This is a genomic window from Serratia sp. 506_PEND, assembly GCF_001076875.1.
GTDB classification, from domain to species: Bacteria; Pseudomonadota; Gammaproteobacteria; order Enterobacterales; family Enterobacteriaceae; genus Serratia; species Serratia marcescens.
Map to the genome: position 1 here is coordinate 1 of NZ_JVEL01000207.1, position 24,399 is coordinate 24,399.

Annotated in this window: 22 protein-coding genes; 8 read left to right on the plus strand and 14 right to left on the minus strand. The window is 61.9% G+C overall.

What is annotated here, in order from left to right; all coding sequences use genetic code 11:
• The coding region (locus ADK28_RS05015) for a molybdopterin dinucleotide binding domain-containing protein (protein ID WP_048795051.1) at window positions 1-1,181 on the plus strand (1,181 nt) is incomplete at its 5' end.
• Window positions 1,182-1,248: 67 nt separating this feature from the next.
• On the opposite strand, the gene ADK28_RS05020 is transcribed toward ADK28_RS05015, so the two are convergent.
• A complete protein-coding gene (locus tag ADK28_RS05020) occupies window positions 1,249-3,174 on the minus strand; it encodes a DUF3857 domain-containing protein (RefSeq protein WP_048795052.1) in 1,926 nt (641 codons plus the stop codon).
• Window positions 3,175-3,296: 122 nt separating this feature from the next.
• Window positions 3,297-3,866, minus strand: coding sequence for a helix-turn-helix domain-containing protein (locus ADK28_RS05025; protein WP_033640241.1), 570 nt, complete (start codon window positions 3,864-3,866; stop codon window positions 3,297-3,299).
• A 129-nt stretch (window positions 3,867-3,995) separates the two neighbouring features.
• Between ADK28_RS05025 and ADK28_RS05030 the strand changes: the two genes are divergently transcribed.
• Window positions 3,996-4,892, plus strand: coding sequence for a DMT family transporter (locus ADK28_RS05030; RefSeq protein ID WP_048795053.1), 897 nt, complete (start codon window positions 3,996-3,998; stop codon window positions 4,890-4,892).
• Between the two features lie 210 nt (window positions 4,893-5,102).
• On the opposite strand, the gene ADK28_RS05035 is transcribed toward ADK28_RS05030, so the two are convergent.
• The 5 genes from ADK28_RS05035 to tetR form a co-directional block, all read right to left on the minus strand.
• Entirely contained in the window at window positions 5,103-5,708 is a 606-nt protein-coding gene (locus ADK28_RS05035; RefSeq protein WP_048795054.1) for a nitroreductase family protein, read from the minus strand.
• A 69-nt stretch (window positions 5,709-5,777) separates the two neighbouring features.
• Window positions 5,778-7,076 carry a c-type cytochrome gene (locus ADK28_RS05040; RefSeq protein WP_048795055.1) on the minus strand — a complete coding sequence of 433 codons (1,299 nt, stop codon included), beginning with the start codon at window positions 7,074-7,076 and terminating at the stop codon, window positions 5,778-5,780.
• A gap of 28 nt (window positions 7,077-7,104) precedes the next feature.
• Entirely contained in the window at window positions 7,105-9,363 is a 2,259-nt protein-coding gene (locus ADK28_RS05045; protein WP_048795056.1) for a xanthine dehydrogenase family protein molybdopterin-binding subunit, read from the minus strand.
• On the minus strand, window positions 9,360-9,833 hold the full coding sequence (locus ADK28_RS05050; RefSeq protein ID WP_033640233.1) for a (2Fe-2S)-binding protein: 474 nt from the start codon (window positions 9,831-9,833) through the stop codon (window positions 9,360-9,362). Before ADK28_RS05050 ends, ADK28_RS05045 begins: the two co-directional genes overlap by 4 nt.
• Window positions 9,834-10,008: 175 nt before the next feature.
• Window positions 10,009-10,650, minus strand: a complete 642-nt coding sequence (tetR, locus tag ADK28_RS05055; RefSeq protein WP_033640232.1) for a tetracycline resistance transcriptional repressor TetR — start codon at window positions 10,648-10,650, stop codon at window positions 10,009-10,011.
• 64 nt (window positions 10,651-10,714) lie between these two features.
• Here tetR and tet(41) point away from each other — a divergent pair, with 64 nt between their 5' ends.
• The 4 genes from tet(41) to ADK28_RS05075 all read left to right on the plus strand — a co-directional run bounded on the left by tet(41) (window position 10,715) and on the right by ADK28_RS05075 (window position 15,605).
• Complete coding sequence (gene tet(41), locus ADK28_RS05060) at window positions 10,715-11,893, plus strand: tetracycline efflux MFS transporter Tet(41) (RefSeq protein WP_065426236.1); 1,179 nt, start codon at window positions 10,715-10,717, stop codon at window positions 11,891-11,893.
• Between the two features lie 196 nt (window positions 11,894-12,089).
• Window positions 12,090-13,046, plus strand: coding sequence for a sulfonate ABC transporter substrate-binding protein (locus tag ADK28_RS05065; protein WP_016927660.1), 957 nt, complete (start codon window positions 12,090-12,092; stop codon window positions 13,044-13,046).
• A 259-nt stretch (window positions 13,047-13,305) separates the two neighbouring features.
• Window positions 13,306-14,040, plus strand: coding sequence for a MurR/RpiR family transcriptional regulator (locus tag ADK28_RS05070; RefSeq protein WP_016927659.1), 735 nt, complete (start codon window positions 13,306-13,308; stop codon window positions 14,038-14,040).
• Between the two features lie 128 nt (window positions 14,041-14,168).
• Window positions 14,169-15,605, plus strand: a complete 1,437-nt coding sequence (locus ADK28_RS05075) for a 6-phospho-beta-glucosidase (protein ID WP_089184643.1) — start codon at window positions 14,169-14,171, stop codon at window positions 15,603-15,605.
• A gap of 48 nt (window positions 15,606-15,653) precedes the next feature.
• On the opposite strand, the gene ADK28_RS05080 is transcribed toward ADK28_RS05075, so the two are convergent.
• From ADK28_RS05080 to ADK28_RS05100, 5 genes are all read right to left on the minus strand, one after another.
• Window positions 15,654-16,991, minus strand: coding sequence for a D-serine ammonia-lyase (locus tag ADK28_RS05080; RefSeq protein WP_048795058.1), 1,338 nt, complete (start codon window positions 16,989-16,991; stop codon window positions 15,654-15,656).
• Window positions 16,992-17,100: 109 nt separating this feature from the next.
• Window positions 17,101-17,790: a VIT1/CCC1 transporter family protein gene (locus tag ADK28_RS05085; RefSeq protein ID WP_033640227.1), complete on the minus strand. Its 690-nt coding sequence runs from the start codon at window positions 17,788-17,790 to the stop codon at window positions 17,101-17,103.
• A 26-nt stretch (window positions 17,791-17,816) separates the two neighbouring features.
• Entirely contained in the window at window positions 17,817-18,290 is a 474-nt protein-coding gene (locus tag ADK28_RS05090) for a VOC family protein (protein ID WP_015377932.1), read from the minus strand.
• A gap of 11 nt (window positions 18,291-18,301) precedes the next feature.
• Window positions 18,302-18,652 carry a DUF1428 domain-containing protein gene (locus ADK28_RS05095; protein ID WP_025302905.1) on the minus strand — a complete coding sequence of 117 codons (351 nt, stop codon included), beginning with the start codon at window positions 18,650-18,652 and terminating at the stop codon, window positions 18,302-18,304.
• A 104-nt stretch (window positions 18,653-18,756) separates the two neighbouring features.
• On the minus strand, window positions 18,757-20,199 hold the full coding sequence (locus ADK28_RS05100; RefSeq protein WP_048795059.1) for a GGDEF domain-containing protein: 1,443 nt from the start codon (window positions 20,197-20,199) through the stop codon (window positions 18,757-18,759).
• Window positions 20,200-20,652: 453 nt separating this feature from the next.
• Here ADK28_RS05100 and ADK28_RS05105 point away from each other — a divergent pair, with 453 nt between their 5' ends.
• On the plus strand, window positions 20,653-22,713 hold the full coding sequence (locus ADK28_RS05105) for a TonB-dependent siderophore receptor (protein WP_048795060.1): 2,061 nt from the start codon (window positions 20,653-20,655) through the stop codon (window positions 22,711-22,713).
• Between the two features lie 4 nt (window positions 22,714-22,717).
• On the opposite strand, the gene ADK28_RS05110 is transcribed toward ADK28_RS05105, so the two are convergent.
• Window positions 22,718-23,566, minus strand: coding sequence for an alpha/beta fold hydrolase (locus ADK28_RS05110; RefSeq protein WP_048795061.1), 849 nt, complete (start codon window positions 23,564-23,566; stop codon window positions 22,718-22,720).
• 129 nt (window positions 23,567-23,695) lie between these two features.
• Here ADK28_RS05110 and ADK28_RS05115 point away from each other — a divergent pair, with 129 nt between their 5' ends.
• Window positions 23,696-23,863 carry a hypothetical protein gene (locus ADK28_RS05115; protein ID WP_227944600.1) on the plus strand — a complete coding sequence of 56 codons (168 nt, stop codon included), beginning with the start codon at window positions 23,696-23,698 and terminating at the stop codon, window positions 23,861-23,863.
• A gap of 48 nt (window positions 23,864-23,911) precedes the next feature.
• Here ADK28_RS05115 and ADK28_RS05120 read toward each other — a convergent pair.
• Window positions 23,912-24,399: mechanosensitive ion channel family protein (locus ADK28_RS05120; protein ID WP_048795062.1), on the minus strand; the 488-nt coding region annotated here is incomplete at its 5' end.

Below are 24,399 nucleotides of genomic sequence, written 5' to 3' on the forward strand. Positions count from 1 at the left end.
ATAAAGGGACGGCCAACGTGCGCCTGATCGCTGACCTGTTGCTGCTGCGCGGCAACATCGGCAAACCGGGCGCCGGCATTTGCCCGCTGCGCGGCCACTCTAACGTGCAGGGCAATCGCACCGTCGGCATCACCGAAAAACCCTCGGCCGAATTTTTGGCGAAGTTGGAAACGGTGTTTGGCTTCACGCCGCCCAAGGCCCACGGTCACGATGCCGTGAAATGCATGCAGGCGATGATCGACGGCGCCTCGAAGGCGTTGATCTGCCTGGGCGGAAACTTCGCCGTGGCGCTGCCGGACCCCGATCAGAGCTTCCCGGCGATGAAAGCGCTGGAGTTAAGCGTGCATATCGGCACCAAACTCAACCGCAGCCATCTGTTGGTGGCGAAAGAAACCCTCATTCTGCCCTGCCTGGGCCGCACCGAACTGGACATGCAGGCCGGCGGGCGGCAATCGGTGACGGTGGAGGATTCGATGTCGATGGTGCATGCCTCGTCCGGCAAATTAAAACCGGCGTCGGAGCTGTTACGTTCGGAACCCGCCATTGTGGCCGGCATGGCCAAAGCGGTGATACCCGCCAGCAAGGTGCCCTGGGATGAACTGATCGAAGATTACGACGTGATCCGCGATCTGATCGAAAAAACCATTCCGGGCTTCGACGATTACAACGCGCGCATTCGCCAACCCGGCGGTTTCCGCATGCCGCTGCCGCCGACCGAGCGCCAGTGGCCGACGGCGACGGGCAAAGCGATGTTTTCGGTGTTCAGCGGGTTACATGAAGACCAGATTGCGGCGGAACAAAATACGCTGCGGCTGATCACCCTGCGCAGCCACGATCAGTACAACACCACCATTTATGCCCTGGATGACCGCTATCGCGGGGTTTTCGGCCGGCGCGACGTGCTGTTTATGAATGACAGCGATCTGCAACGTTTGGGGCTGGAGCATGGCGACGTGGTCGATCTGGAAACGGCGCTGCCCGGCAGCACCCAGCGCCTGGAAGGCATCACGGTGATCGCCTACAACATCTCAGCCGGATCGGTCGGCGCCTACTACCCGGAAGCCAACGTGCTGGTGCCGCTGCATTACATCGATGAGGAGAGCGGCACGCCTTCGTACAAATCGGTGCCAATCCGCGTGAAGTTGAGATCCAAAGAGGTGCGTGCGGTTAAGATCGCTTAGTGGGAACGCTACGGCCCCCACTGGCATCTGAGTGGGGGCCATTTTTATCCGACTACGGGGCAGCGGCTTATTTGCCGTTGGCCAATTCGCCGTACACCACCTGGCCGCGGAAACCGCGCCGCACCTGCTGGAACAGCTCGCGGAACGCCGGGTAATCCTGCGCCTGGCACAGCGCTTCCTTGCCGCGAATGGCGTTCACCTGCAGGCGGTGATTGACGGTCACCTGCTGCCCGTCACGCCGCCACGCGACGCGATAGTCGCCCGCCGCATTGCGGAACTGCCTGTCTTGCGGAATGGCGATAATCGGCACGTTGGCCGGCAGCTGCAGACGGTAGGTTTCGTCGTAGCGCTGCGCGGTGCAGTAGAACGGGGTTTCGTTGCCCGGCGCCGCCGTGGTGGTATACAGCGTGCGGAACGATTTGCCGCCGGGCGGGTTGGGCAACGTCATGCCGCCCACCACGCCGAAATCGACGTAGTCGTCCGCCTTGAAGCGGAAGCGGTAACCGAACTGCTTTTTGAGATCCAGCGGATCGCTGTTCATCGCCACCTCACCGCTGCCGTCGATGCCGGAGGCGGACATGATCGTCGCTTCGGCCTGCGCCCGGTTCTGGCGGTTGATCTGCGAGAAGTAGCCCCGCAGGTCAATCTCTTCCACTTCGCTCAGCCGGCGCTCGGTTTGACCATGCAGATTGCCCGCCTTGTCGAACACAAAATCGACGCTCAGCGCGCTGTTGACCGGCTGCTCGTCGCTGCCCGGCGTGCGCGCCAGTTTGGCGTCGCGCGTGAGCAGCACCGGCGCCCCCAGATCGCCCTCCGGCAGTTGGCCGAACCGCGCCCAGGGATTGGTGGAGTCCAGGTACAAATTGAACTCCGGCACGTAGGTGATGGCGTGATTAAAGCGGCCGAGCAGCGGCACGTTAGGCAGTATCGGGCCTTCATCCATGCCGATCAGCACCGGCGAGCTTTCAATGCCCTTGGCGGCGAGCAGCGCCTCCAGGATCACCACGTGATCCTTACAGTCGCCATAGTGATTATCGAGAATGCTCTGCGCCGAATTCGGCTCCAGCCCGCCGTTGCCCAGGTACACCGCCACGTAGCGAATGTTTTGCGCCACCCAGCGATAGAGGGCCTCCGCCTGCTCGCGCCGATCGCTGATGCCGGCGGTGATGTTGTCCGCCAGCGCCTGAATGCCCGGCGTCACCTTCGCCGCCGCGCCGGCCTTCAGCTGGTAGGCCTTGGCCAACTGCGGCCACTCGCGGTAGGTGCTGGCCATGATGGTCGGGCTGAAGGTCCAGCTGTCCGCCGCCCAGTTTTGCGCCTTCATCGGCGCGCTGCGCGAATAATGCCAGCGCCAGTGCGCTTGGCCGTTGCGGATCTGCGGTTGGTCCCCGCCCTCGACGCCGCGCGTGAAGATATGCATCGGCAGCTTGGCCGGCGCCTGCAGGGTCACTTCGGCGTCGTCGAACTGATCGAAAACGCTGAAGGTCTCCCACAGGCCAAAATAGTCAGGGAAATACGGGGTGTTCTGCGTGCGGCGCAGTTCGTACACCACGCGCGAGTCCGGCGCCAGATTGGAGAACACGATGACGCGCACTTTGCGGTCGGCATACAGCGGCGCCGTGGCGCTGGAATAGCTTTCCTGGGTATAGATGCGATCGGGCGCCACATCGTGGCGCTGGCCGTCGGCGGTCAGCGTATAGGCGGCGACCACCTCCAGCGTTTCCATTTTCTCGCTGTAGCTCAGGCGGATCTGGCTGAATTTTTCGACCGCCGCCTTGGTTTTCAGCAGCACTTCGTAGCTTTCCGTCTTCACGTTGGTGGCGTTGGCGTTAACGCGATAATCCGCACGATAGCGCACGAAGCTGAAATCGTTGTTGGCCGTATCGTTCTGGCCCTGATCCGCCGCAGCGGGCGGTGCAGCGGCCAACACGGTGGCCGGATGCGTCGCCGTCAAACCGGCGAGTAACAGTATGGAAGGAATAGCGATTTTCATCTTCGGTCCTTGAAGGGCGTTAAGCAGCGACACCGGGCCATACGCCCGTCCCGGCGTCAAAACAGGCGGGCACACTAATATAATTGAGAATCATTTTCAATAAACGAACCGTCAACGCCGCGCTAGCCCTGCTCGATCAACATGACGGCGGTGGTCTCCGGCTCCAGCGCTTCGAAAATATGCTCGCGATCGGCGGAGTAACTGATGTAATCCCCGGCGCTCAGCACCTGCGGCTGATCCGCCGGGCCAAGGCGCGCCCGTCCACTGCTGATGATCACGTGCTCGACGGTGCCCGGCGGATGCGGCCGCGAGCATTTCGTTTCACCAGGTTGCACCCGCAGCCGGTAAATGTCGCGCTGCGCGCCCGGCGGGCAGGTGGCCAGCAGCGTGGCGGCGTAGTTGCCCTGCTCCGACAGCGCCGGCGTTCCTTCATCGGCGCGGATCACTTGCACCGGCCTGCTCGGCTGTGAAATCAGCCGGCTGACCGGCACATCCAGCGCCATCGCCAACGCCCACAGCGTTTCCAGGCTGGGATTGCCGCTGCCGGCCTCGAGCTGCGACAGCGTGGATTTGGCGATGCCTGCGCGCTTCGCCAGCTCGGTCACCGACAGATTCAATCGCTCCCGCTCACGGCGGATTGCCGCCGACAAGAGGCCGATCGGCGTGATGTTCTGCATCAGGTTATCGCTCATTGTTCATTATACCGTTCAATTGTTCGACTTGACGAACAGAGTCAACCATGTTCATCATAATGTCCGATTGTTCATTTTAATGACTAAACGGCTTCATCACAAGCACGGCCAGGCAACGAGGAAAATGACATGAAAACGAAAACGCGCGGCGCAGTGCAAATGATCCTCGCCATGACGATCTCCGGCACCGTCGGTTGGCCGGTACTCGTTTTAGGGCAGCCGCCCGCCACGGTGGTGTTTTGGCGCTGCGCGTTCGGCGCGCTGGCGATGCTGGCCACCTGCGCCGCGCTTGGGCAGTTGAAACCCGGCGCGATCAACCGGCGGCAGCTGGCTGTCGCCATCCTCGGGGGTATCGCGCTGGTGCTCAACTGGACGCTATTGTTTGCTGCCTATCAGCACGCTTCGATCGCTGTCGCCACCGTGACCTACCACGTTCAGCCGTTTATGTTGGTGGCGCTGGGGGCGCTGCTGTTCGGCGAAAAACTGACGGCTAACCGGCTGGGCTGGCTTCTGCTGGCGTTCGCGGGGATGCTGTTGATCGTCACCGGCCGGCAGAGCGGTGGCGGCGAAGGCGACTATCTGCTCGGCGTGGCGCTGGCGCTGGGCGCGGCCCTGATGTACGCCCTGGCGGCGGCGATCGTCAAACAGCTGGCCGCGTTGCCGCCGCAGCTCATCGTGTTGATTCAACTGACCGTCGGCGCGCTGGCGATGGCGCCGTTCGCCGCTCTGGCCCACCTTCCCGCGAAACCGACCGACTGGCTGCTGCTGGCTACCCTCGGCCTGGTGCATACCGGGTTGATGTCCACGTTACTCTATGGCGCGATCCAGAAAATCCCCACCGCTCTGGTCGGCGCGCTGTCGTTCATCTACCCGGCGGTGGCGATCGTGGTGGACTGGGCGGCGTTCGGGCACCGTCTCAGCCTGTTGCAGCTGCTGGGCACGCTGGCCATTCTCGGCGCGGCGGCGGGCATGAACTTCGGCTGGCGATGGGCGTCCGCCGCGCACCAAGCCGGTAAAATCAGTTAATCCCGCCCGATGGGCAAGCTATGCACAATAAGGCATTCGCCTTGTGTCCGGCGCGGTGCTATTTATTTAAACCGTGTAGGGTAGAAGGAGTTTTTCTATGTGGCATCACCGCCTGCAACGGCGCATCCGTTTCAGCTACTGGAACGAACTGTGCGTCACAAAAAAATAAGGGAAGGCGCAAGCCTTCCCTTTTGTCATTCACCGTTCAGCTCAGAAGCGATCGGTTTTCACCACCTCGTCGAACGGCAGTTTGCCGATGCGCGGATAAGGCTGCCCCGCCGCCTTGCCGATGGCGACCATCAGCGCGATCTGATAGTGAGCCGGTTTGTTGATAATCTCGCCCACCGCGTCGAAATCAAACCCGTCCATCGGGCAAGAGTCGTAACCCTGCGCCTTGGCCGCCAGCATCAGCGTCTGGGCGAAGATGCCGCTGCTGCGCATCACCTCGTCGCGCTGCACCTGCGGCTTACCACGATAATACTGATCGACGGCCGGGATCATGAACTGCTGTACCGGCTCCGCCGCCTCGGCCCAAACGGTTTTTACCTGTGACTCCCAGCTCGACAGATCGCCGCACAGCACGACCAGCATCGATGCGTCGGTCACCTGCGCCTGCCCCCACGCCGCTTCGCGAATTTTCTCGCGCTGTGCGCGATCTTCGATCAGCAGCGGGCGCCAGTGCTGCAGGTTAAACGCGCTGGGTGCGCCCTGCAGCGCAATGTTCAACAGCGCTTTTTTTTCTTCGAGCGACATCACGTGCTGCGTATCAAACTGCTTGGTGGCGCGGCGTTGGCGGATCGCGTCTAACGTATTCATTTTACTGCCTCTGTCCATGTTAAAAGTTCTATTGTCGTCAACGCGGCGCGGCTGTCCACCCCCCGGCGGCTATTTCTGCGCGGTTTCGGCGCGCAAGCGGCCGACCTGCGCCGCCAAGTCTGGCCACGGCGCCTGACCGGCATAGTGCTGCCGCAGGTAGTTGAGCAGGATGGCGATCTGCGCGTCATCCAGGTTATGGCGAAAGCCCGGCATATAGCCCAGCTCGGCGTTCGCCGGCCGCTGTATGCCATCGAGCACCACGCGAATGGCGTTGTCCGGCGCCTCGGCGAACAGGTTGGTGTTCAGCGCCAGTGACGGCCGCACTCCCGCCATCTGCGCGCCTTTTTCCTGCGCATGGCACGCCATGCAGGCGCCGGAAAACAACCGCGCCCCTTCCGAACTCAGAGGCTCCACCTGCCGTTCCGCCTGAGCGTTTAACGTTGCCGCCGTAGCGCCCGCCGCCGTTTCAGGATGATAGCTGCGCAGATAGACGGCGATCGCCTGCAGATCGGCCTGCGGCAAGCGCGACAGCCCTTCTTCGATCACCGGCGCCATCGGGCCGGCGGCGACGCCGTGGTTGGCCGAGTAGCCGGTGCGCATAAACTCGACCAGATCCTGCTGCGTCCAATCGAGCGGCGCGGGCGAGCGGCCGGTCAACGCCGGCGCCGTCCATCCCTCCGCCACGCCGCCGGCCAAATGATCGCCACCGGTTTTTTCGCCGAACAGCACGTTGCGCGGCGAATGGCAGGCGCTGCAGTGCCCCAGCCCTTCGACCAGGTACGCGCCGCGGTTCCAGTCGGCGCTCTGGGCCGCCTCGTCCTGCATCGCGCCCGGCGTCAGGAACAGCAGGTTCCAGGCAAAGATGCCCTGGCGAATATTGAACGGAAAGTGCAAATCGGTGGCCGGTGGCCGGTATTTGACCGCCGGCTGTGACATCAGGTAGGCGTACAGCGCCTGCAGATCGTCGTCGCGGGTGCGGGTAAAGGCGGTATAGGGAAACGCCGGATAGAGATAGCGGCCCTGGCGATCGACGCCGTGGCGCATGGCGCGCTCGAACGCCGCGTAGCTCCAGCTGCCGATGCCGGTTTCCACATCCGGCGTGATGTTGGTGGTGTAAATGGTGCCGAAGGGGATTTCCATCGCCAGCCCGCCGGTGTTGCGCTCGCCGCCCGCACGGGTGTGGCACACGGCGCAGTCGCCGAGATCGGCTAACGTTTTGCCGCGCGCGATCTGCGCCTCGCTGAAACTGTGGGTCGCATCGGCGGCGAGCGGCGCGATTTCCGGCTGCCAACTGGCGACCACGCCGGCGACCACAACGGCGATCACCGTGACGCCGCCCCACCCGACGATTTTTTTCATCTTACTCATCTTTGCTGTCCTTGTTCGTTACGGGGGGTTAATGGCCGGCCTGAGCGCGCAGCGCAGCGAGCACCCGCGCCGGTGTGAACGGCACCTCGCGCAGGCGCACGCCGAGGGCGTCAAACAGCGCGTTGCCGATCGCCGCCGCACTCGGCACCGAGGCGGACTCTCCTGCGCCCATCGGCGCTTCGTCCGGGCGGTCGATCAGTTGGATATCGATCTGCGGCAATTCGTCAAAGCGCAGGATCGGATAGCCGCCCCAGTCCAATGACGTCACGCCCGACGCGTTGAAGGTCACAAACTCTTTCAGCACCCTGCTGGCGGATTGGATAATGTTGCCGTGCACCTGATGGCGCACCCCGGCCGGATTGATCATCCGGCCGCAATCATGCGCCACGAAGATTTTATTGAGCGTGATCTGCCCAGAAAGGCGATTGACGCTGAGATCGCACACCCAGGCCGCCCAGGCGGCGCCGAAGCCGGGGAATTTGCTGTGGAAATAGCGCGCATAGGCGAAACCGCGGCCGCTCACCACTTCGGCCCCGGCGGCGCGCGAGCGGTGCGCCGGGCCGTCTTGCCAGTTAGCCTGGCGCTTCAGGGCCTCAATCAAGGCCACCGCGCGCGGATCGTTCAGGTAACGCAGGCGAAACGCGATCGGGTCCTCGCCGGCGCGCCAGGCCAGCTCGTCGATCCAGGATTCATGGGCGAACACGTTGGGCAGCGCCGAAACGCCGCGCATCCACGACGCCCGCACGATCGGCGCGGCGTCCTGACAGATCACCCGCATGTGCGGATACGCGTATTGCGGAATGGCGGTGCGATCGCCCATCTGTTGCACGTCGGCCCGGTTGGCCACCTTGCCGGTCAACACCAGCGGCAAGGTCACCGCATTGTTGGAGGGATAGCTGGTTTTCAACTCGTAAGCCGCCACCCGATTTTGCGCGTCGAGGCCGCCGCGCACCCGGATCAGCTGACCGGTGCCCTTCGGCTCCCAGCCGGACTCCTGTTCGCGCATCAACTGCACCCGCACCGGGCGGCCGGTCGCCCGCGCCAACAGCGCCGCGTCCGCCGAGACGTCGTCGGCGCAGTTGCGGCCATAGCAGCCGGAGGCTTCCATGCGGGTGATGTGCACCTGCTCAGACGGCAACTCGAGCAGCGTGGCGATGTCTTTGCGCAGATCGTGCGGGTTTTGCGTGCCGGACCACACCTGCGCCCGCCCGTCTTTAACCTCCGCCACCGCGCAGGAAGGGCCGATCGAGGCGTGCTGATGGTAGGGCCAGACATAATCCGCCCGCACTTCAGTATGCAGCTCCGCCAGCGCGGCATCCGTGCCCGCATCGTCGCGCAGCACGCGATCGGTTTTCGGGTTGGCCTCCAGCGCGGCGGGCAGCGCTTCCGGCGACAGATCCGGCAAGCCGGCCCAGGGTTTCCACTCGGTTTTCAGCCGACGCATGGCGGCGATCGCCTGCTCTTCGCGCTCGGCCACGATGCCGATGAAATCGTTGATCACCACCAGTTTCACGATGCCCGGCAGGTGCGCGATCGAACGTTCATCCACCGACAACAGGCCGCCGCCCAGCGGGGCGCTGCTGTCGGCGCCTACGTAAGGCGGCCGCACCACCCGGCCATGCAGCATGCCGGGCAAACGCAGATCGTGCACGTAGGTCAGCCCACCGCTCACTTTGGCCGGAATGTCGACTCGGGCAACGGCGCGGCCGACGTAGCGATTCTGCTGTTCACCGTTCAGCGGCACGTTTTTATCCAGCGCCACGTGCAGATTCTGCCCGCTCGCCAGCTGCGCATAGCTCAAGGAACGCCCCGGGTGCTTGGTCACAAACACCTGTCCCGCCGCCGCCGTCAGCTGGTCGGCCGGCAGCTCGAAGGCTTTGGCCGCCAGCGCCGTCAGCATATGTCGCACCTGCGCCGCCGCCTGGCGCAGCGGCACCGACGTGACCTGGATGGTGGCGCTGGCGATGGTCGGCCCCTGATCCGGCGTGCGTTGCGTATCGCCCAGGATCATCGTGACGTGCTCAAACGGCACGCAAATTTCGTCGGCGACGATCTGCGCCAGCGCGGTGCGAATGCCGGTGCCGAGATCGACGTGGCCATTGAAGGCCGTCACCCGGCCGTCGGCGGTGAGGCTGATAAAGCTGTCTACCCTGTCCAGCGGCAGATCGGCAGGCGCTACAACCGCCTCGGCGGCGAAGGCGTTAAACGGCGCGGGCAGCAGACTGCTGACCATTACCACACCGCCGGCTTGCAACAATTGTCGGCGGGTCAGTTCGAGGCGGCTCATGCTTGCCTCCGCGCAGCCAGCAGATCGCGGGCGCGCTCGGCGGCGCGCAAGATCTCAAGGTGGGTGCCGCAGCGGCACAGGTTGTAGGCCAGCTCTTTCTTGATTGTCTGTTCATCTGCATCCGGCTCGCGTTCGAACAACGCGACCAGCGTCATGATCATGCCGTTGGCGCAGTAACCGCACTGCGCCGCCTGCTCATCGATAAACCCTTGCTGCACCGGGTGCGGCGTTTCCGCTGTTCCCAGCCCTTCCAGCGTGGTGACGGACTTGCTTCCTACCGCGGCCAGCGGCATTGAGCAGGAGCGAGCGGCGACGCCGTCGATAAGCACCGTGCAGGCGCCGCACTCCCCCAGGCCGCAGCCGTATTTGGGGCCATTCAAGTGCAGATCGTTGCGTAAAACGTACAACAGCGGGGTCTCGGGCGAGATATCGCCGAGTGGAACCACCCGGCCATTAACATTGATTTCCATGGTGAAACTATCCCTTAAACAAACGGATTTAATCCGTAACATCACTGCGGCGAATAATTGAGCAGCATGCTAATAATTATCATCAAAAGACTTGATGATGTTAAGGGAATGTAGCCGCCATGGCTTTAACGAAAAGTGGGTATTTTCTATAAATTTCCGATAGATAAGCGCGCTTTTATGATTGCCGCCCGTGATTATTGTCGATTGCCAGTCCGGCCTCGGCGCCGTCGACCAACAGCCGCACGCTGGCTTCGAACAGCGCGTCTGCGCCCTTATCCTGCAAAGTGTCCCAGCCTTCGCACAGCAGCGGGTAACGCTGGCGATCGGCGTCATTCAGCGTATCGTCCGGCTGCATTTGCTGCTCTTCCAGCACCCAGCCTACGACGAAGCGCCCGACGGCGAACAGCACATTCACCGCGCGTTCAGGCGTCAAGCCCGCCCGGCACAGCAGCGCCACCTTGGCCTCGATAATGGCGAATTGCGACTCCTGCGGCCGGGTGCCGGCGTGCAGACGCGCGCCGTCGCGGTAAGCCAGCAGAGCCCGACGAAAGTTGCCGGCATTGGTGACAACCCAATCCTGCCAGGGCATATCGGCGGGCAGCTCTTCACGGTGATCCAACATGATGGTTTCCGCCATCGCTTTCAACAGCTCGGCTTTGTTCTTGAAATGCCAATAGAGCGTGGGAGATTGCACGCCGAGGTGTTGCGCCAGGCGACGGGTGCTCAGCGCATCGATGCCGATCTCATTCAGCAGCGCCAGCGCCCCGCGCAGGACGGTTTCACGCGTTAAACGCATCGCAGTATTTTTTTCGCTCATCTCTCTATCACTGATAGGGTAACTGTGAAATACTCAATACTCTATCACTGTTAGAGTCGCAATTTTGAAAAAACCTATGTGGGTTATTTTGTTGACGGTGTTGCTGGATGCGGTGGGCATCGGTCTGATCATGCCGATCCTGCCGGCGCTGTTGCGCTCGCTGGGCGGTCTTGAGGCCGGCAGCCTGCACTACGGCGCCCTGCTGGCGGCCTATGCGTTGATGCAATTCCTGTTTTCACCGATCCTCGGCGCGTTGAGCGATCGCTTCGGCCGGCGGCCGGTGCTGTTGATTTCACTCGCCGGCGCAGCGGCCGACTACCTGCTGATGGCGTTCGCGCCGACGCTGGCCTGGCTCTATCTGGGCCGGTTGCTGGCGGGCATCACCGGCGCCAACATGGCGGTCGCCACCGCTTACGTTACCGATATTACTCCTGCCGGCCAGCGCGCGCGGCGTTTTGGCCTGGTGGGCGCGGTGTTCGGCGTCGGCTTTATCGTCGGCCCGCTGCTCGGTGGCTCGCTGGGCGAATGGCATCTGCATGCGCCCTTCCTGGCGGCGGCGGCGATGAATGCCCTCAACCTGATCATGGCGTTTTTCCTGCTGCCGGAATCGCGCAAACCCCGCGCCCGCGCCGCCGAGAAAATCCGCCTCAATCCCTTTTCGTCATTGCGACGGCTGCACGGCAAACCGGGCCTGCTGCCGCTGGCCGGCATTTACCTGATCATGGCGCTGGTTTCACAGGCGCCGGCCACGCTATGGATTTTATACGGTCAGGATCGTTTCGGCTGGAGCATGATGGTGGCGGGCCTGTCGCTGGCCGGTTACGGCACCTGCCACGCGCTGTCGCAGGCCTTCGCCATCGGCCCGCTGGTCGCACGGCTCGGCGAACGCAAGGCGCTGCTGATCGGCCTGGCGGCCGACGCGCTGGGTCTGATGCTGTTATCGATCGCCACGCGCGGCTGGGCGCCCTTTGCGCTGCTGCCGTTCTTCGCCGCGGGCGGCATGGCGCTGCCGGCGCTGCAGGCGTTGATGGCGCACAAGATGGACGATGACCATCAGGGCGAGCTGCAAGGGACGCTGGCCAGCATGGGCAGCCTGATCGGCGTCGCGGGGCCGCTGGTGGCGACGGCGCTGTATGCCGCCACGCGCGATGTCTGGCCCGGCCTGGTCTGGGCGTCGGCCGCCGCCCTGTATCTGCTGGTGCCGCTGTTGCTGGGGCGTTCGCGCGAGCGTGACGCGGCATAGCGTCATGCCCCCCTCTCCCGCTTAAGCTCATTTATGGCTAAACAAGGCATTATTCAGCATAAGCGGGCGCTTTACACGCCACTGCGCCGCTCATTATCATCGCCCTTATCCCGCCGCAGGAAAATTTAAATGCCGTTTCATGGCGTTACGCCCAGCGCGTCATCGCTATCGTTCACTTGCCTATCGGAAAATCAGGATGAGAAAACTCACAACGCCGCTGATCGCCGCCCTGCTGCTCGGCCTGTTTAGCCTGCCGGCCGGCGCGCAGGAGAAACCGCAGCAAATCACCATCGGTTACCAGAAAGCCAACATTTTTGCGCTGCTGAAATACCGCGGCACGCTGGAAAAAGCCCTTGAGCCGCAGGGCGTCAAGGTTCGCTGGATAGAATTCCCCGCCGGCCCGCAGATGCTGGAAGGATTGAACGTCGGCAGCATCGATCTGGCGGCGACCGGCGACGCCCCGCCGGCCTTCGCGCAAGCCGCCAAGGCCGATCTGGTTTATTTGGCGCATTCGCCGCCCAGCCCGAAAACCGAAGCCATCGTGGTGCCGCAGGATTCGCCGATCCGCTCCGTGGCCGATTTGAAAGGCAAACGCGTGGCGTTGAACAAAGGATCTGACGTCAATTACCTGCTGGTGAGCGCGCTGGAACAGGCCGGCTTGAGCTACAAGGACATCACGCCGGTCTATCTGCCGCCGAGCGATGCCCGCGCCGCCTTCCAGCGCGGCAGCGTCGACGCCTGGGTGATTTGGGATCCCTACTACGCCGAGGTGGAAACCCGTGCCAACGCCCGCCTGCTGAAAGACGCGGAAGGCCTGGTGCCGCACTACACCTTCTATCTCGCCAGCCGCCGCTTTGCCGAAACGTACCCGGACAGCGCCAAACAGGTGATTCAACAGCTCGGCGCGCTGAGCGACTGGGCCAACGGGCATCCACAGGAAGCGGCGGCGATCCTCGCTCAGAGCACCGGCCTGGATCAGGCCATTTGGGCCAGAGCCATCGCTCGCATGCCGTTCGGCAGCCAGCGCATGTCGCCGGAGGTGTTCAGGCAGCAACAACAGTTGGCGGATAAATTCACCGCCATCGGGCTGCTGCCGGTTAAGGTGGATGTCAACGCCGCCCGCTGGTCAGAAGATAAACCCGAGGCGCCATAGCTTTTGCCGCGCGTTGGCTTTAGAAAGCAGAAACCGGCATTTTGCCGCCGGCATCAGTTGGCCTATGCTAACCCTGTGTGATGAAACGCGTTTTCATGGCATGTCTTCCGGAACGTTTTTGCTTTAATTTGTTCGTCGTGAACCCTGGGCCGCCCCTGACTGGTGCGGCTTTTCTTTTTGTTCGGCAGTGCCGGCAGCGGCGAATTTTGCTATGGTAACCCGCAGATGAATGTCCCGTTTTCAGCCGCCGGATCGACTCATGTTTACCCATAAAGCAATCGCCGAGCTCAACGCCCTGGAGCTGATGGTTTATAACTACGTCAGCAAACACAAAAATCAAGTGATGTACATGACCATCCGCGAGCTGGCCGAGGCCGCCGGCGTGTCCACCACCACCGTGCTGCGATTTTGCAAAAAAATGGGTTGTGACGGTTATTCAGAATTTCGCATCCGTTTCAAACTGTATCTGGAGCAAACCGATGCGCCGCCGGTCGATTCCGGCATCGGCGAAATTCTCAGTTTTTTTAAAAGCGTCAGCAACGACGAATTTAATCAGTTACTCGATGAAGCGGCGCACCATATCGCCGCCGCCGAGCGGATTATTTTCGTCGGCATCAGCACCTCTGGCGCCTTGGGGAAATATGGCGCGCGTTTCTTTTCCAACGTCGGGAAATTCAGCACACATATCGACGATCCTTATTATCCCGTCAACAGCGATATGTATAAAAACGCGGTGGCGATCATGTTGTCGGTCTCCGGCGAGACCGAAGAGATCCTGCGACTGGCGAGCCAGTTCAGCCTGCACCACTGCAAGATCATCAGCATCACCAACAACGAAACCTCTTCGCTGGCGCGGCTGGCGGACTTTAATCTCTCCTACCACGTGCCGCAGCATTTGATCGGCGGGCATCACAATATCACCACGCAGATCCCCGTGCTTTACATTATTGAAACCATCGGCAAACGGCTTGGGCATATTAATTCGGAAAAATAAAACAGGCTGTTTTTTTATTGTGACAAATCACTTTGTACGGCGATTTGTTATATCGTGACATTTCTTTCGGTCTTGTTACTCTATTGACAATGCAAGCGTTATTATCCTTCATTAAATAAGATGAGACATTGACGATGAAACAGTTGCCGAAAGATTTTCTGTGGGGAGGCGCGGTCGCCGCGCACCAGGTTGAAGGCGGTTGGGATCGGGGCGGCAAAGGGCCAAGCATCGCCGACGTGCTGTCCGGCGGTTCGCACGGCGTCGATCGCGTGATGACCGACGGCGTGCTCGACGGCTACCGTTACCCCAACCATGAAGCGGTGGATTTCTACGGCCGCTACAAGCAGGACGTGGCGCTGTTCGCCGAGATGGGTTTCAAATGCTTCCGCACTTCGATCGCCTGGACGCGCATCTTCCCGAACGGCGACGAAGCAACGCCGAACGAAGCCGGCCTGCAGTTTTACGACGACCTGTTCGACGAGTTGCTGAAATACGGCATCCAGCCGGTGATCACCCTGTCGCACTTCGAAATGCCTTACCATTTGGTGAAAGCCTACGGCGGCTGGAAAAATCGACGGGTGGTGGAGTTCTTCGTGCGCTTTAGCGAAGTGGTGATGCGCCGCTACCGCGAGAAGGTGAAGTACTGGATGACCTTCAACGAAATCAACAACCAGAGCAACTACCGCTACCCGCTGTTCGGCTACTGCTGTTCCGGCGTGGACTACACCCAGGAAGACAACCCTGAGCAGGCGCTGTACCAGGTGTTGCACCACCAGTTCGTCGCCAGCGCGCAGGTGGTCAAACTCGGTCATCAGATCAACCCGGAATTCAAGATCGGCTGCATGCTGGCCTGCGTGCCGTTTTACCCTTACTCCTGCAAGCCGGACGACGTGATGTACGCCGTGGAAGCGATGCACCAGCGCTATCTGTACACCGACGTGCAAATGCGCGGCTACTATCCCAGCTACCTGCTGCGCGATTGGGAACGCAAAGGGCTGAAGATCGAGATGCAGCCGCAGGACGCGCAGATCCTGCGCGAGGGCTGCACCGACTACATCGGCTTCAGCTACTACATGAGCAACGCGCTGCAGGCCAACGCGGTGGAAGGCAGCGACGGCATGTTCGGCTTCCCGGGCAATGTGCCGAACCCGTACGTCAAGGCCTCCGACTGGGGCTGGCAGATCGATCCGGTCGGGCTGCGCTATTCGCTGAACGTGTTGTATGAACGCTACCAGAAGCCGCTGTTTATCGTGGAGAACGGCTTCGGCGCCTTCGATAAGGTGGAAGCGGACGGCCAGATCAACGATGACTATCGCATCGACTATCTGCGCGCCCATATCGAAGAGATGAAGAAAGCGGTGATTGAAGACGGCGTAGATCTGATCGGCTACACGCCGTGGGGCTGCATCGACTGCGTGTCATTCACCACCGGTGAGTACAGCAAACGCTACGGGTTCATCTACGTCGACAAACACGACGACGGCACCGGCACGCTCGAACGTTCGCGCAAGAAAAGCTTCGACTGGTATCGCCGGGTGATCGCCAGCAACGGCGAACAGCTGTAACCGCACGACAGACAATCAGGGGCGATTTTCGCCCCTTTTTACTGCGCCTTACTCCGCCGCCTGCCCGGCGGCGAGATACTTCGCCATTTCCGCCGCCGGCACCATGCCGCCGCCGGTCGCCCACACCAGATGCGTCGCCTGCGCCAGACTCTCGGCGCTGATGCCTTGCTCGCTGAGCGCCCTGGCATGGGCTGCAACGCGCCACGGCCCGGCCATGCCCGCCAACGCGGATGGCTCCAGCTGGATATGCTCGTGCCGGTCCAACAACCCGAGCAGCGCAAACATCTCTTCATCGCTCAGCGTGTAAAACGCGCTCAGTAAGCGCTCCATCGCCCGGCCGACAAAGCCGGAGGCGCGCCCCACCGCCAACCCGTCCGCCGCCGTGCGGTTGTCGATGCCGAGATCTTGCACCGCAATGCCGTCATGCAACCCGCTGTAGACGCCGAGCAGCATGCAGGGGGAATGGGTCGGTTCGGCGAAAATGCAGTGAACGTGATCGCCGAACGCCAGCTTGAGGCCAAAGGCCACACCGCCCGGCCCACCGCCGACGCCGCACGGCAGATACACGAACAGCGGATGCTGCGCGTCCACCACAATGCCCTGTTCGGCAAACTGCCGCTTCAGACGGCCGCCCGCCACCGCGTAGCCGAGGAACAGGGTTTGTGAATTTTCATCGTCGATAAAGAAGCAATTCGGATCGTTCGCCGCCTGTTGGCGCCCTTGTTCGACCGCCACGCCGTAATCGTCGGCGTATTCCACCACCGTCACGCCATTGTCGCGCAGCTTCTGTTTTTTCCACTCTCGCGCATCCGCCGACATGTGCACGCTGACGTCAAACCCCAGCCGGGCGCTGATGATGCCGATCGATAATCCCAGATTGCCGGTCGAGCCGACGGCGATGCGGTACTGGCTGAAGAACTGACGAAACGCGTCGGAAAACAGTCGGGCGTAGTCGTCGCCGATCTGTAGCAGCCCCGCCTCCAGCGCCAGTTTCTCCGCATGCGTCAGCACCTCATAGATGCCGCCGCGCGCCTTGATTGAGCCGGAAATCGGCAGATGGCTGTCCTTTTTCAACAGCAGGCGCCCGCCCAACGACTGCCCATAGCGCCGATCCAACGCCTGCTGCATGGCGGGGATCGCCACCAGCTCGGATTCGATGATCCCCTTTGTGGGTTGGGTTTCCGGGAAGGCCGCGGCGAGATAAGGCGCGAATCGCGCCAGGCGCTGCTCCGCGTCGGCGACGTCGGCGGCGGTCAGCCCAACGTGGGGCAGCCCTGTGGCCAACGTTGTCGCGCGTGGATTGAACCAGGTGATCGGCTCTAGCGCGACCATGCGTTGCAACAGCGGATGCTGGGCGACCCACGATAGGATCTGTGATTTCTGCATAAGTGTCCCTGACTGATGTTGGCGTTGCCGTCACCTTGCCGCGAACGCCGACGGCTGACAAATGATAAATTCTGAGCTTGAGGTGCAATAGATTGATGCAAACGCGGCGTTAGCCGGCCGTCACGCCAAACAGCAGGCCGACGCCGGAAGAAACTGCCATCGCCAGTGCGCTCCAGATGAGAATGCGCGCCACGCCCGGCAAGATCGGCGCCCCGCCGGTTTTCGCGGCGATGCCGCCGAGAACGCCGAGGGAAATCAGCGCCGAGGCCACCAGCGCCGGCCGCGTCCAGGCGACCGGTGCCCACAGCGCCACCAGCAGCGGCAGCAGCGCGCCGAGGGAGAAACTCAAAGCCGATGCCAACGCGGCCTGCAGCGGCCGGGCGCGGGTGGCGGAGGAAATGCCCAGCTCGTCGCGCGCGTGCGCCTCCAGCGCATCATGCGCCATCAGCTTTTCCGCCACCTGCCGGGCCAGCGCCGGATCCAGACCGCGATGCACGTAGATTGACGTCAGTTCGCGAAACTCCCCCGGGTAGTCTTCAAGCAGCTCCGCCTGCTCTTCCGCCAGCGCGGCCTTTTCGGTATCCGCTTGCGACGAGACCGACACATACTCGCCGGTGGCCATCGACATTGCGCCGGCCACCCACCCGGCGACGCCGGCGATCATCAGCGCGGAATGCGAGGCGCTGGCCGCCGCGACGCCCAGCAGCAGGCTGGCCGTTGAAACGATGCCGTCGTTGGCGCCGAGCACCGCCGCCCGCAGCCAGCCGATGCGTTCGATACTGTGCCGTTCTCGATGCATCCTTTCTCTCCCTCGTTCTCTTTCCGCTAGCCCCGCGCCGCCGCTTCCAACCCGGCGATGTCGATTTTGCCCATCAGCAGCATCGCTTCCGTGACCCGCCGCACACGAGCGGCGTCCGGATCGTTCATCAACTCCGTCAGGCGCCGCGGCACGATCTGCCAGCACAGCCCCCAGCGATCGCGCAGCCAGCCGCACTGCTCCGCCTCGCCGCCCTCGCTCAAGGCATCCCATAGCCGGTCGACTTCCGCCTGATCGTCACATTCCACCATCACGGAGAAGCTGTGGTTAAACGGATCCAGCGGCCCGGCTTCGATCGCCGCGTAGCGCTGGTCGCCCAGCGTGAAGGAAGCCAGCTTCACGCTGCCGGCCGGGCCGCTCGGCGTATCCGCCGGCAGGTCGGAAAACCAGTTCACGGACGAACCGGGGATCAGCGCGACATAGCAATTCAGCGCCGCTTCCATGTCCTTTTCAAACCACAGATGTTGCGTAATTCTGGCCATTTGCGCCTCCTTTACGCATCGAGGATCGGCGCGAACCCGCCAAAGATCATGCGTTTGCCGTCAAACGGCATCTCGCCCAGCGCCTTCATGCGCGGATCGTTCATCATTTTCTCGTTGGCGGCGTCGCGCACCGCCTTTGAGGGGTACTCTATCCAACTGAACACCACCACTTCGTCTTCCTGGGCTTTCACCGCGCCGCGAAAGTCGGTGAGCTTGCCGTCGGGCACGTCATCGCCCCAACACTCCACGATGCGCGTGGCGCCAAACTCTTTGAACAGCGGCGCCGCTGCGGCCGCCAACCGGTGATAGGCCTCCTTGTTGGCGGCCGGCACCGCCACCACAAAACCGTCTACGTATTTCATCCTGGCATCCTCTTGTCTGATTAAGGACAGTCGGTTCAGCGCGGGCGACGTTGCCTGCGCCCCCTACCAGTTTAGACGGCGGGCGCGCAACCCGGATCGGAAGTTCAGCGGTCAGGATCGTTCGGAGGGTAAGATTCCGGCGTGGCGACCCGGTTACGGCCGGCGTTTTTCGCTTTGTATACCGCCAGATCCGCCAGTTTGAGCAGGTCGGCCAGGCTGTGGCCGGAACCGCCCGGGCAGGTCACCATGCCGATGCTGACGGTGATCTGCAGCGGGTGCCCAGCCGGCATGAGGATGGACTCCGTTTCGATGCGTTGCCGCAGCCGTTCGGCCAGCTGCAACCCCTGCTGTGGCTGGCCGAGCGTCGAAACGATGGCGAACTCTTCGCCTCCCATGCGGCCGAACAGGTCACCGACGCTCAGATCGGCGGCGATCGCGCGGGTAAAGGCCATCAGCGCCTGATCGCCGCCGGCATGGCCAAAACGGTCATTAATCGATTTGAAATAGTCGATATCGAGCATCATGACGCACACCAGCTCGCCCTTTTGGTCTATCAACCGTTCGCCGCGCTGCATAAACGCATTGCGCGTCAGCACGTGCGTTAACGCATCGTGATTCGCCACGTGCTCCAGCGTGCGCAGCAGCGCATTACGCGCATAGTTCATGCTGGCCACGGCGATGGGCCCCAGCGCCAACAGCGCGATGCCCAAACGCATCGATACCGCGTTTTGCAACACTTTCATGTCGAGCGTCGCGCTAAGCAACCCGAAATCGATCGCCAGATGGCACCACAGCACATAAATCAGCACCGCAATCATGGTGCAGAACAATGAGAAGGACATCGCCAGCCACAGCAGCACCGGCATGGGAAAGATCACCGCCCCGGGGCCGCCGATCAGCACGCTGCACACCGCCGCCAGCAACAGCAGCGCCAATACCGTGAGTTTTCGTCCCGCGCGCGGCCATTGGCTGCGCTGGGTGAACAGGGCGCCGGCCGCCGCAAGGCGACGTCGCCAATCGGCGGGAAACGCCAGAATAAACGGCATCAGCGTGACGTAGTTGGTGAATTCGGACGAGAACCACAGCGCCAGCGAGGTCAGATACGGTCTGCCGAACAGCCACTGCGAAGTTGCGGCGCCCACCGCGCCGGTCGTGGCGGCGGCAGCCAGGCAGATGCCGAACAGGTACATGCTGGAAGCGCCACGCTGCAACGTGCGCGCCGGCGGCGACAGCCGCATGAACAACAGATACCCCACCACGACGCCGGTCAGATTGGCGGCGTTCAGCAGCAGCGCCTTTTGCAGCGAACTGCCGGTCAGCAGGTCCGCCGCCAGATAGCCCAGCACCGCCATGCCCCAGCCGGCCCGCGTAGCCCACTGTGGCCGCCGCACCAGAACCGCCAGCAGTACGGCGTTCACCGGCCAGAATATTGCCAGAAAACTGCCGGGACGACTCACGATGCCCAACAGACACAGAGTGAACACCAGCAAAAAAATGATGAGCGCGGGCCAAATTTTCCGGGTATCGGACAACGAGGTGGTTTGCATCTTGGATCCAGAGACTTCCGCTAGCGTAAGGTGACAATCTGTTCGTGTCACAACCGTCGACGATGAGGAGAAGATAAGCGGCCGACTCGCCTATTATTGCCAGTTTTGCCGGCCCGGACATCTGTTTATTCATCTAGGAAAAATATATTTGTGTATCAATATATTGACAGTAATCACCTATCTGGCGAACAAACTGTCGTGAATCTCCCGTCACTACGATCGTTATTGCCACCCAGCCGATTTTTTACCGGCAAAATCGCCGTCTTTTACTTTAAAGACAAAATTAAATCGTGCAGTTAAGGGATACAGGCATTGCCCACTATTCAAAATGCACAAATGATAATCGTTACTATTTATTATTTTTCACGGAATTATATGCACCAGTCAGTTCTTCGCCCCCCCACTCAAAGAAATAAAAATCACGTTCTTCACGCGCTGCCCCTGTTTGCCGGTTTGTTCCCCGTGCTGGCGATCGCCGCCGCGACCGGCGCGAAAACGGAGGAATCCATTACGGTAACCGCCACGGCCCAACCTATCGGCAGCTATAGCGCCGATACCGCTTCGACCGCCGGCAAGACCGCCGCGCCGATCGCCGAGGTGCCGCAATCGGTCAGCGTCGTCACCTCTCAGGTCATTGACGACTTCCAGGTCAAAAGCGTCAATGACGCGATGAAGTTCGTCAGCGGCGTCACCCAGGGCAACACGCTCGGCGGCACGGAGGATGGCTTCGTCAAACGCGGGTTCGGGGTTAACTCCGACGGCTCGGTCTTCATCGACGGCGTGCGCAGCAACCAGGGGCTGAGCATGGACGCCACCACCGATCGCGTTGAGGTCCTGAAAGGTTCCGCTTCGCTGCTGTATGGCATCCTCAGCCCCGGCGGCGTCATCAACCTGATCAGCAAAAAACCGCAGTATGACTGGAACACCCGCATCAGCGGCGCCACCAACAGTGTTGGCGGCGGCAGCGGCAGCGTCGATGTGACCGGCCCGCTGGGCGGCGGCTTCGCCTTTCGCCTGATCGCCGAACGCCAGCACGCAGATTACTGGCGCAATTTCGGCAGCGACGAACACACGCTGATCGCCCCCTCGCTCAGTTGGTTCGGCGACCAGGCTTCCTTTAACATCGCCTACAGCGAATACAAGTACGACATTCCTTACGATCGCGGCACCGCATTTATCGACGGCAAGCCGGTCGATGTGCCCTATAACCGCCGCTTGGATGACTACGCTAACCATGCCTGGGGCAAGAACAAACGTCTGAACGCCCATTATGAGTACGCGCTGGATCCGATCTGGACGACCCGCTTCAACTACGCCTGGCTGCAACGCCGTTACGACAGCAACGAAGTGCGCGCCACCGCGGTCGACACCACGACCGGCATCGTCTCGCGCCGCGCCGACGCCAACCGCGGTTTCAATCATCAAACCCACTATTACTCCTGGGATCTGACCGGCTCGCCGCAGCTGTTCGGCATGCAGCACGACCTGCTGCTGGGCGTGGACTACGAGAAGAATCAGACCTACAAAGCCTATTCCTATCGCGGCAAGGTCTCGAAGACCTTCAACATGTACGATCCGGTGTATGGCGAAACGCCGGCCACCGACAGCACCACTTACAGTGACGCGTCAAGCAACCTGCGCGCCACGCTGTTCAGCCGTTCCCTGTACGCCAAGGACAGCATTCATCTCACCGATCAATGGATCGCGGTGCTGGGCGCGCGCTATCAGTCGTATTATCAGAACAACAGCAACGGTTTCCAGAAACCGAAAAATACGCTCAATGACAAAGATGACCAGTTTTTGCCGCAGGCGGGGTTGGTGTATAAGCTGACGCCGAGTCTGTCGCTGTACGGCAATTACAGCCGTTCGTTCACGCCGTCCACCGCTATCGACGACAATGGCGACGTCGCCACGCCGGAAACCGGCACCACCTATGAGGTAGGCGGAAAATGGCAGATCACCCCGGCGTTTGACGCCACGCTGGCGCTCTATCGCATCGATGAAAGCAACATGTCGATCTTTATCAACGGCGTGACCCGCAGCATCCCCAAAGCGCGTTCCACCGGCGTCGAACTGGAGTTGAACGGCGAAGTGGCGCGCAACTGGGATCTCACCGCCAGCTACAGCTACGACAAAACCGAAATTGTCGAAGACAACCTCAACCCGGACAACGTCGGCAATCGGCTGGTCAACGCCCCAACCAACATGGGCGGCCTGTACCTCAGCCACCGCATGACATTGCCGGTGGTGCCCGGCGAGGTGCGCATTGGCGGCGGCGCGCGCTACGTCGGCCGCCGCGCCGGCGATCCGGAGAACAGTTTCACCATGCCGGCCTATACCGTGGCGGATGCCTTTGTCGCCTGGGACAGCAAGCTGCTGGGGAAACATACTCAGCTGAAACTGAATGTGAAAAACCTGTTCAACCGCGAATACTATGCCTCCAGCGCCGGTAACTTACGCGTGATTGAGGGTGAACCGCGCAGCCTGAGCCTGCAGGCGACGGTCGATTTCTAACCTGTCACGCCTTGGGCGCCGTTTGGCGCCCGTTTTCTTTGCGCCGGCCGCGGCACATCACACCGGCGAGAAAATCCAACAGCGCGCGGTTGAACAATGCCGGCCGCTGCAGCGGCGCGAAGTGGCTGACGCCCGGCAGCGTCACCAGACGGGCGCCGGGGATGCTGTCGCTCAGGTAGGCGGCATGTTCGGCGCGGATAAACTCATCGTGTTCGCTGTGAACAACCGTCACCGGCACGCGAATGGCCGCCAAATCCTGTGCGCGGTAGTCCGGCTGGCTGCTCATCATCAGGCTCACGGCGGCGACGAACGCCTCGAAATCGTCCGGCGTCGGCGACAAGGCGGCATAGTCCTGCGCATGGCGCGCAAAACAGCGCTCGACGATGGGGTTGGACGCGGGCGGTTTAACGCCGCTGGCGTCCATATTACAGCCGAAGAAAAAAACGCCGTCCACCCGCTGCGGCGCCCGGTGGGCGGCGATAAGCGCAACACAGGCGCCATCGCTCCAGCCCGCCAGCGCGGCGTGCGGGATCCGCAACGCGTCCATTACCGCCAACAGATCATCGGCCATGCGATCGTAACGGTATGGCCGGGCGTCGCGCGTGCTGCGCCCGTGCCCGCGGCTGTCGATGACCAGCACGCCATACCCGGCGGCCAGCAGCGCCGGCAGTTGATACCCCCAGTTGCCGCTGTGGCCCAGGCCGCCGTGCAGCAGGATCACCGTCGGGTCAGCGCCATAGACCGCATACCAGATGTGTGCGCCGTCGTGTTCGACAAAACCCTGCCAGGAACCGGGCGGCAACGGCGGCGCGCCCTGCGCGGCAAAGCGGGTCAAATCGTCGTCGGTTTGCATCTTTCTCCCCTCATTCGCCGAGGTTGAGCATCGACACGGCATCAAGGGAGTATAGATCGCAGCGGCGAACGGTGCCGTTCGCTTTCCCTGCATATACTTAAAGGAGGAATCGCAATGGAGGACGGTGAGATGAAGAAGATAATTCTCGTGTTTTTGACGTTGATGCTGAGCGGTTGTATCGGCGGCGGCGGCGGCCCATCGAATGCGCCTTCGGCATCGCCGAATGAACCTTACACCTGCACCAAATCCAGCGCCAACAGCGACTGCTCGCAATCGGTGGAGCCGTCGATGTACTAGCCACGCTCGGCGGGCCGTCACTTAACGGCCCGCCTCCTCAGGGCTGGACTAGGAGGAGTGTTCCTCTTCGTTGGCCTGATACCGCGTCGCCTGCTGTTTCATAAACACCACTTCTTGCGGGCTGGACAGGCTCACTTCCTGCGCGCGCAGCAGCTTGAGGATATTGAACAGCAGTTCGCTCTTGGTGGCGCCGACCATGCGCGGGCTCGGCACGTAGCCGGTCACGCTCAGGATAATGCCGTCTGGCCCCAGTTGGCTAAAGCGCACGTAAGGCGCCGGCGTATCCAGAATGGTTTCGTACTCGTTATAGGCGCTGAGCAAGATATTGCGCACCTGCTCCGGATCGATGGAGGTCGGGAACGTCAACGCGATGGTCACTACCCCTTGCGCGTTGCCCATGGTGGCGTTGCGCACGTTCTGCGAGATCAGCTGCGAGTTCGGTACGATCATGGTGGAACGGTCGCTGAGCTGGATTTCGGTGGCGCGCACGTTGATGCGCCGCACGTCGCCTTCCACGCCGCCGATGCCGATCATAT

Bases quoted from the DNA above. Each gene is read 5' to 3' on its own strand.
- ADK28_RS05040 (WP_048795055.1), bottom strand. From the start codon at position 7,076: ATGAGTAAGATGAAAAAAATCGTCGGGTGGGGCGGCGTCACGGTGATC.
- ADK28_RS05100 (WP_048795059.1), bottom strand. From the start codon at position 20,199: ATGCAAACCACCTCGTTGTCCGATACCCGGAAAATTTGGCCCGCGCTC.
- ADK28_RS05085 (WP_033640227.1), bottom strand. From the start codon at position 17,790: ATGCATCGAGAACGGCACAGTATCGAACGCATCGGCTGGCTGCGGGCG.
- ADK28_RS05045 (WP_048795056.1), bottom strand. From the start codon at position 9,363: ATGAGCCGCCTCGAACTGACCCGCCGACAATTGTTGCAAGCCGGCGGT.
- ADK28_RS05080 (WP_048795058.1), bottom strand. From the start codon at position 16,991: ATGCAGAAATCACAGATCCTATCGTGGGTCGCCCAGCATCCGCTGTTG.
- ADK28_RS05090 (WP_015377932.1), bottom strand. From the start codon at position 18,290: ATGGCCAGAATTACGCAACATCTGTGGTTTGAAAAGGACATGGAAGCG.
- ADK28_RS05095 (WP_025302905.1), bottom strand. From the start codon at position 18,652: ATGAAATACGTAGACGGTTTTGTGGTGGCGGTGCCGGCCGCCAACAAG.
- ADK28_RS05030 (WP_048795053.1), top strand. From the start codon at position 3,996: ATGAAAACGAAAACGCGCGGCGCAGTGCAAATGATCCTCGCCATGACG.
- ADK28_RS05025 (WP_033640241.1), bottom strand. From the start codon at position 3,866: ATGAGCGATAACCTGATGCAGAACATCACGCCGATCGGCCTCTTGTCG.
- ADK28_RS05035 (WP_048795054.1), bottom strand. From the start codon at position 5,708: ATGAATACGTTAGACGCGATCCGCCAACGCCGCGCCACCAAGCAGTTT.
- tetR (WP_033640232.1), bottom strand. From the start codon at position 10,650: ATGAGCGAAAAAAATACTGCGATGCGTTTAACGCGTGAAACCGTCCTG.
- ADK28_RS05065 (WP_016927660.1), top strand. From the start codon at position 12,090: ATGAGAAAACTCACAACGCCGCTGATCGCCGCCCTGCTGCTCGGCCTG.
- ADK28_RS05070 (WP_016927659.1), top strand. From the start codon at position 13,306: ATGTTTACCCATAAAGCAATCGCCGAGCTCAACGCCCTGGAGCTGATG.
- ADK28_RS05110 (WP_048795061.1), bottom strand. From the start codon at position 23,566: ATGCAAACCGACGACGATTTGACCCGCTTTGCCGCGCAGGGCGCGCCG.
- ADK28_RS05115 (WP_227944600.1), top strand. From the start codon at position 23,696: ATGAAGAAGATAATTCTCGTGTTTTTGACGTTGATGCTGAGCGGTTGT.
- ADK28_RS05020 (WP_048795052.1), bottom strand. From the start codon at position 3,174: ATGAAAATCGCTATTCCTTCCATACTGTTACTCGCCGGTTTGACGGCG.
- ADK28_RS05050 (WP_033640233.1), bottom strand. From the start codon at position 9,833: ATGGAAATCAATGTTAATGGCCGGGTGGTTCCACTCGGCGATATCTCG.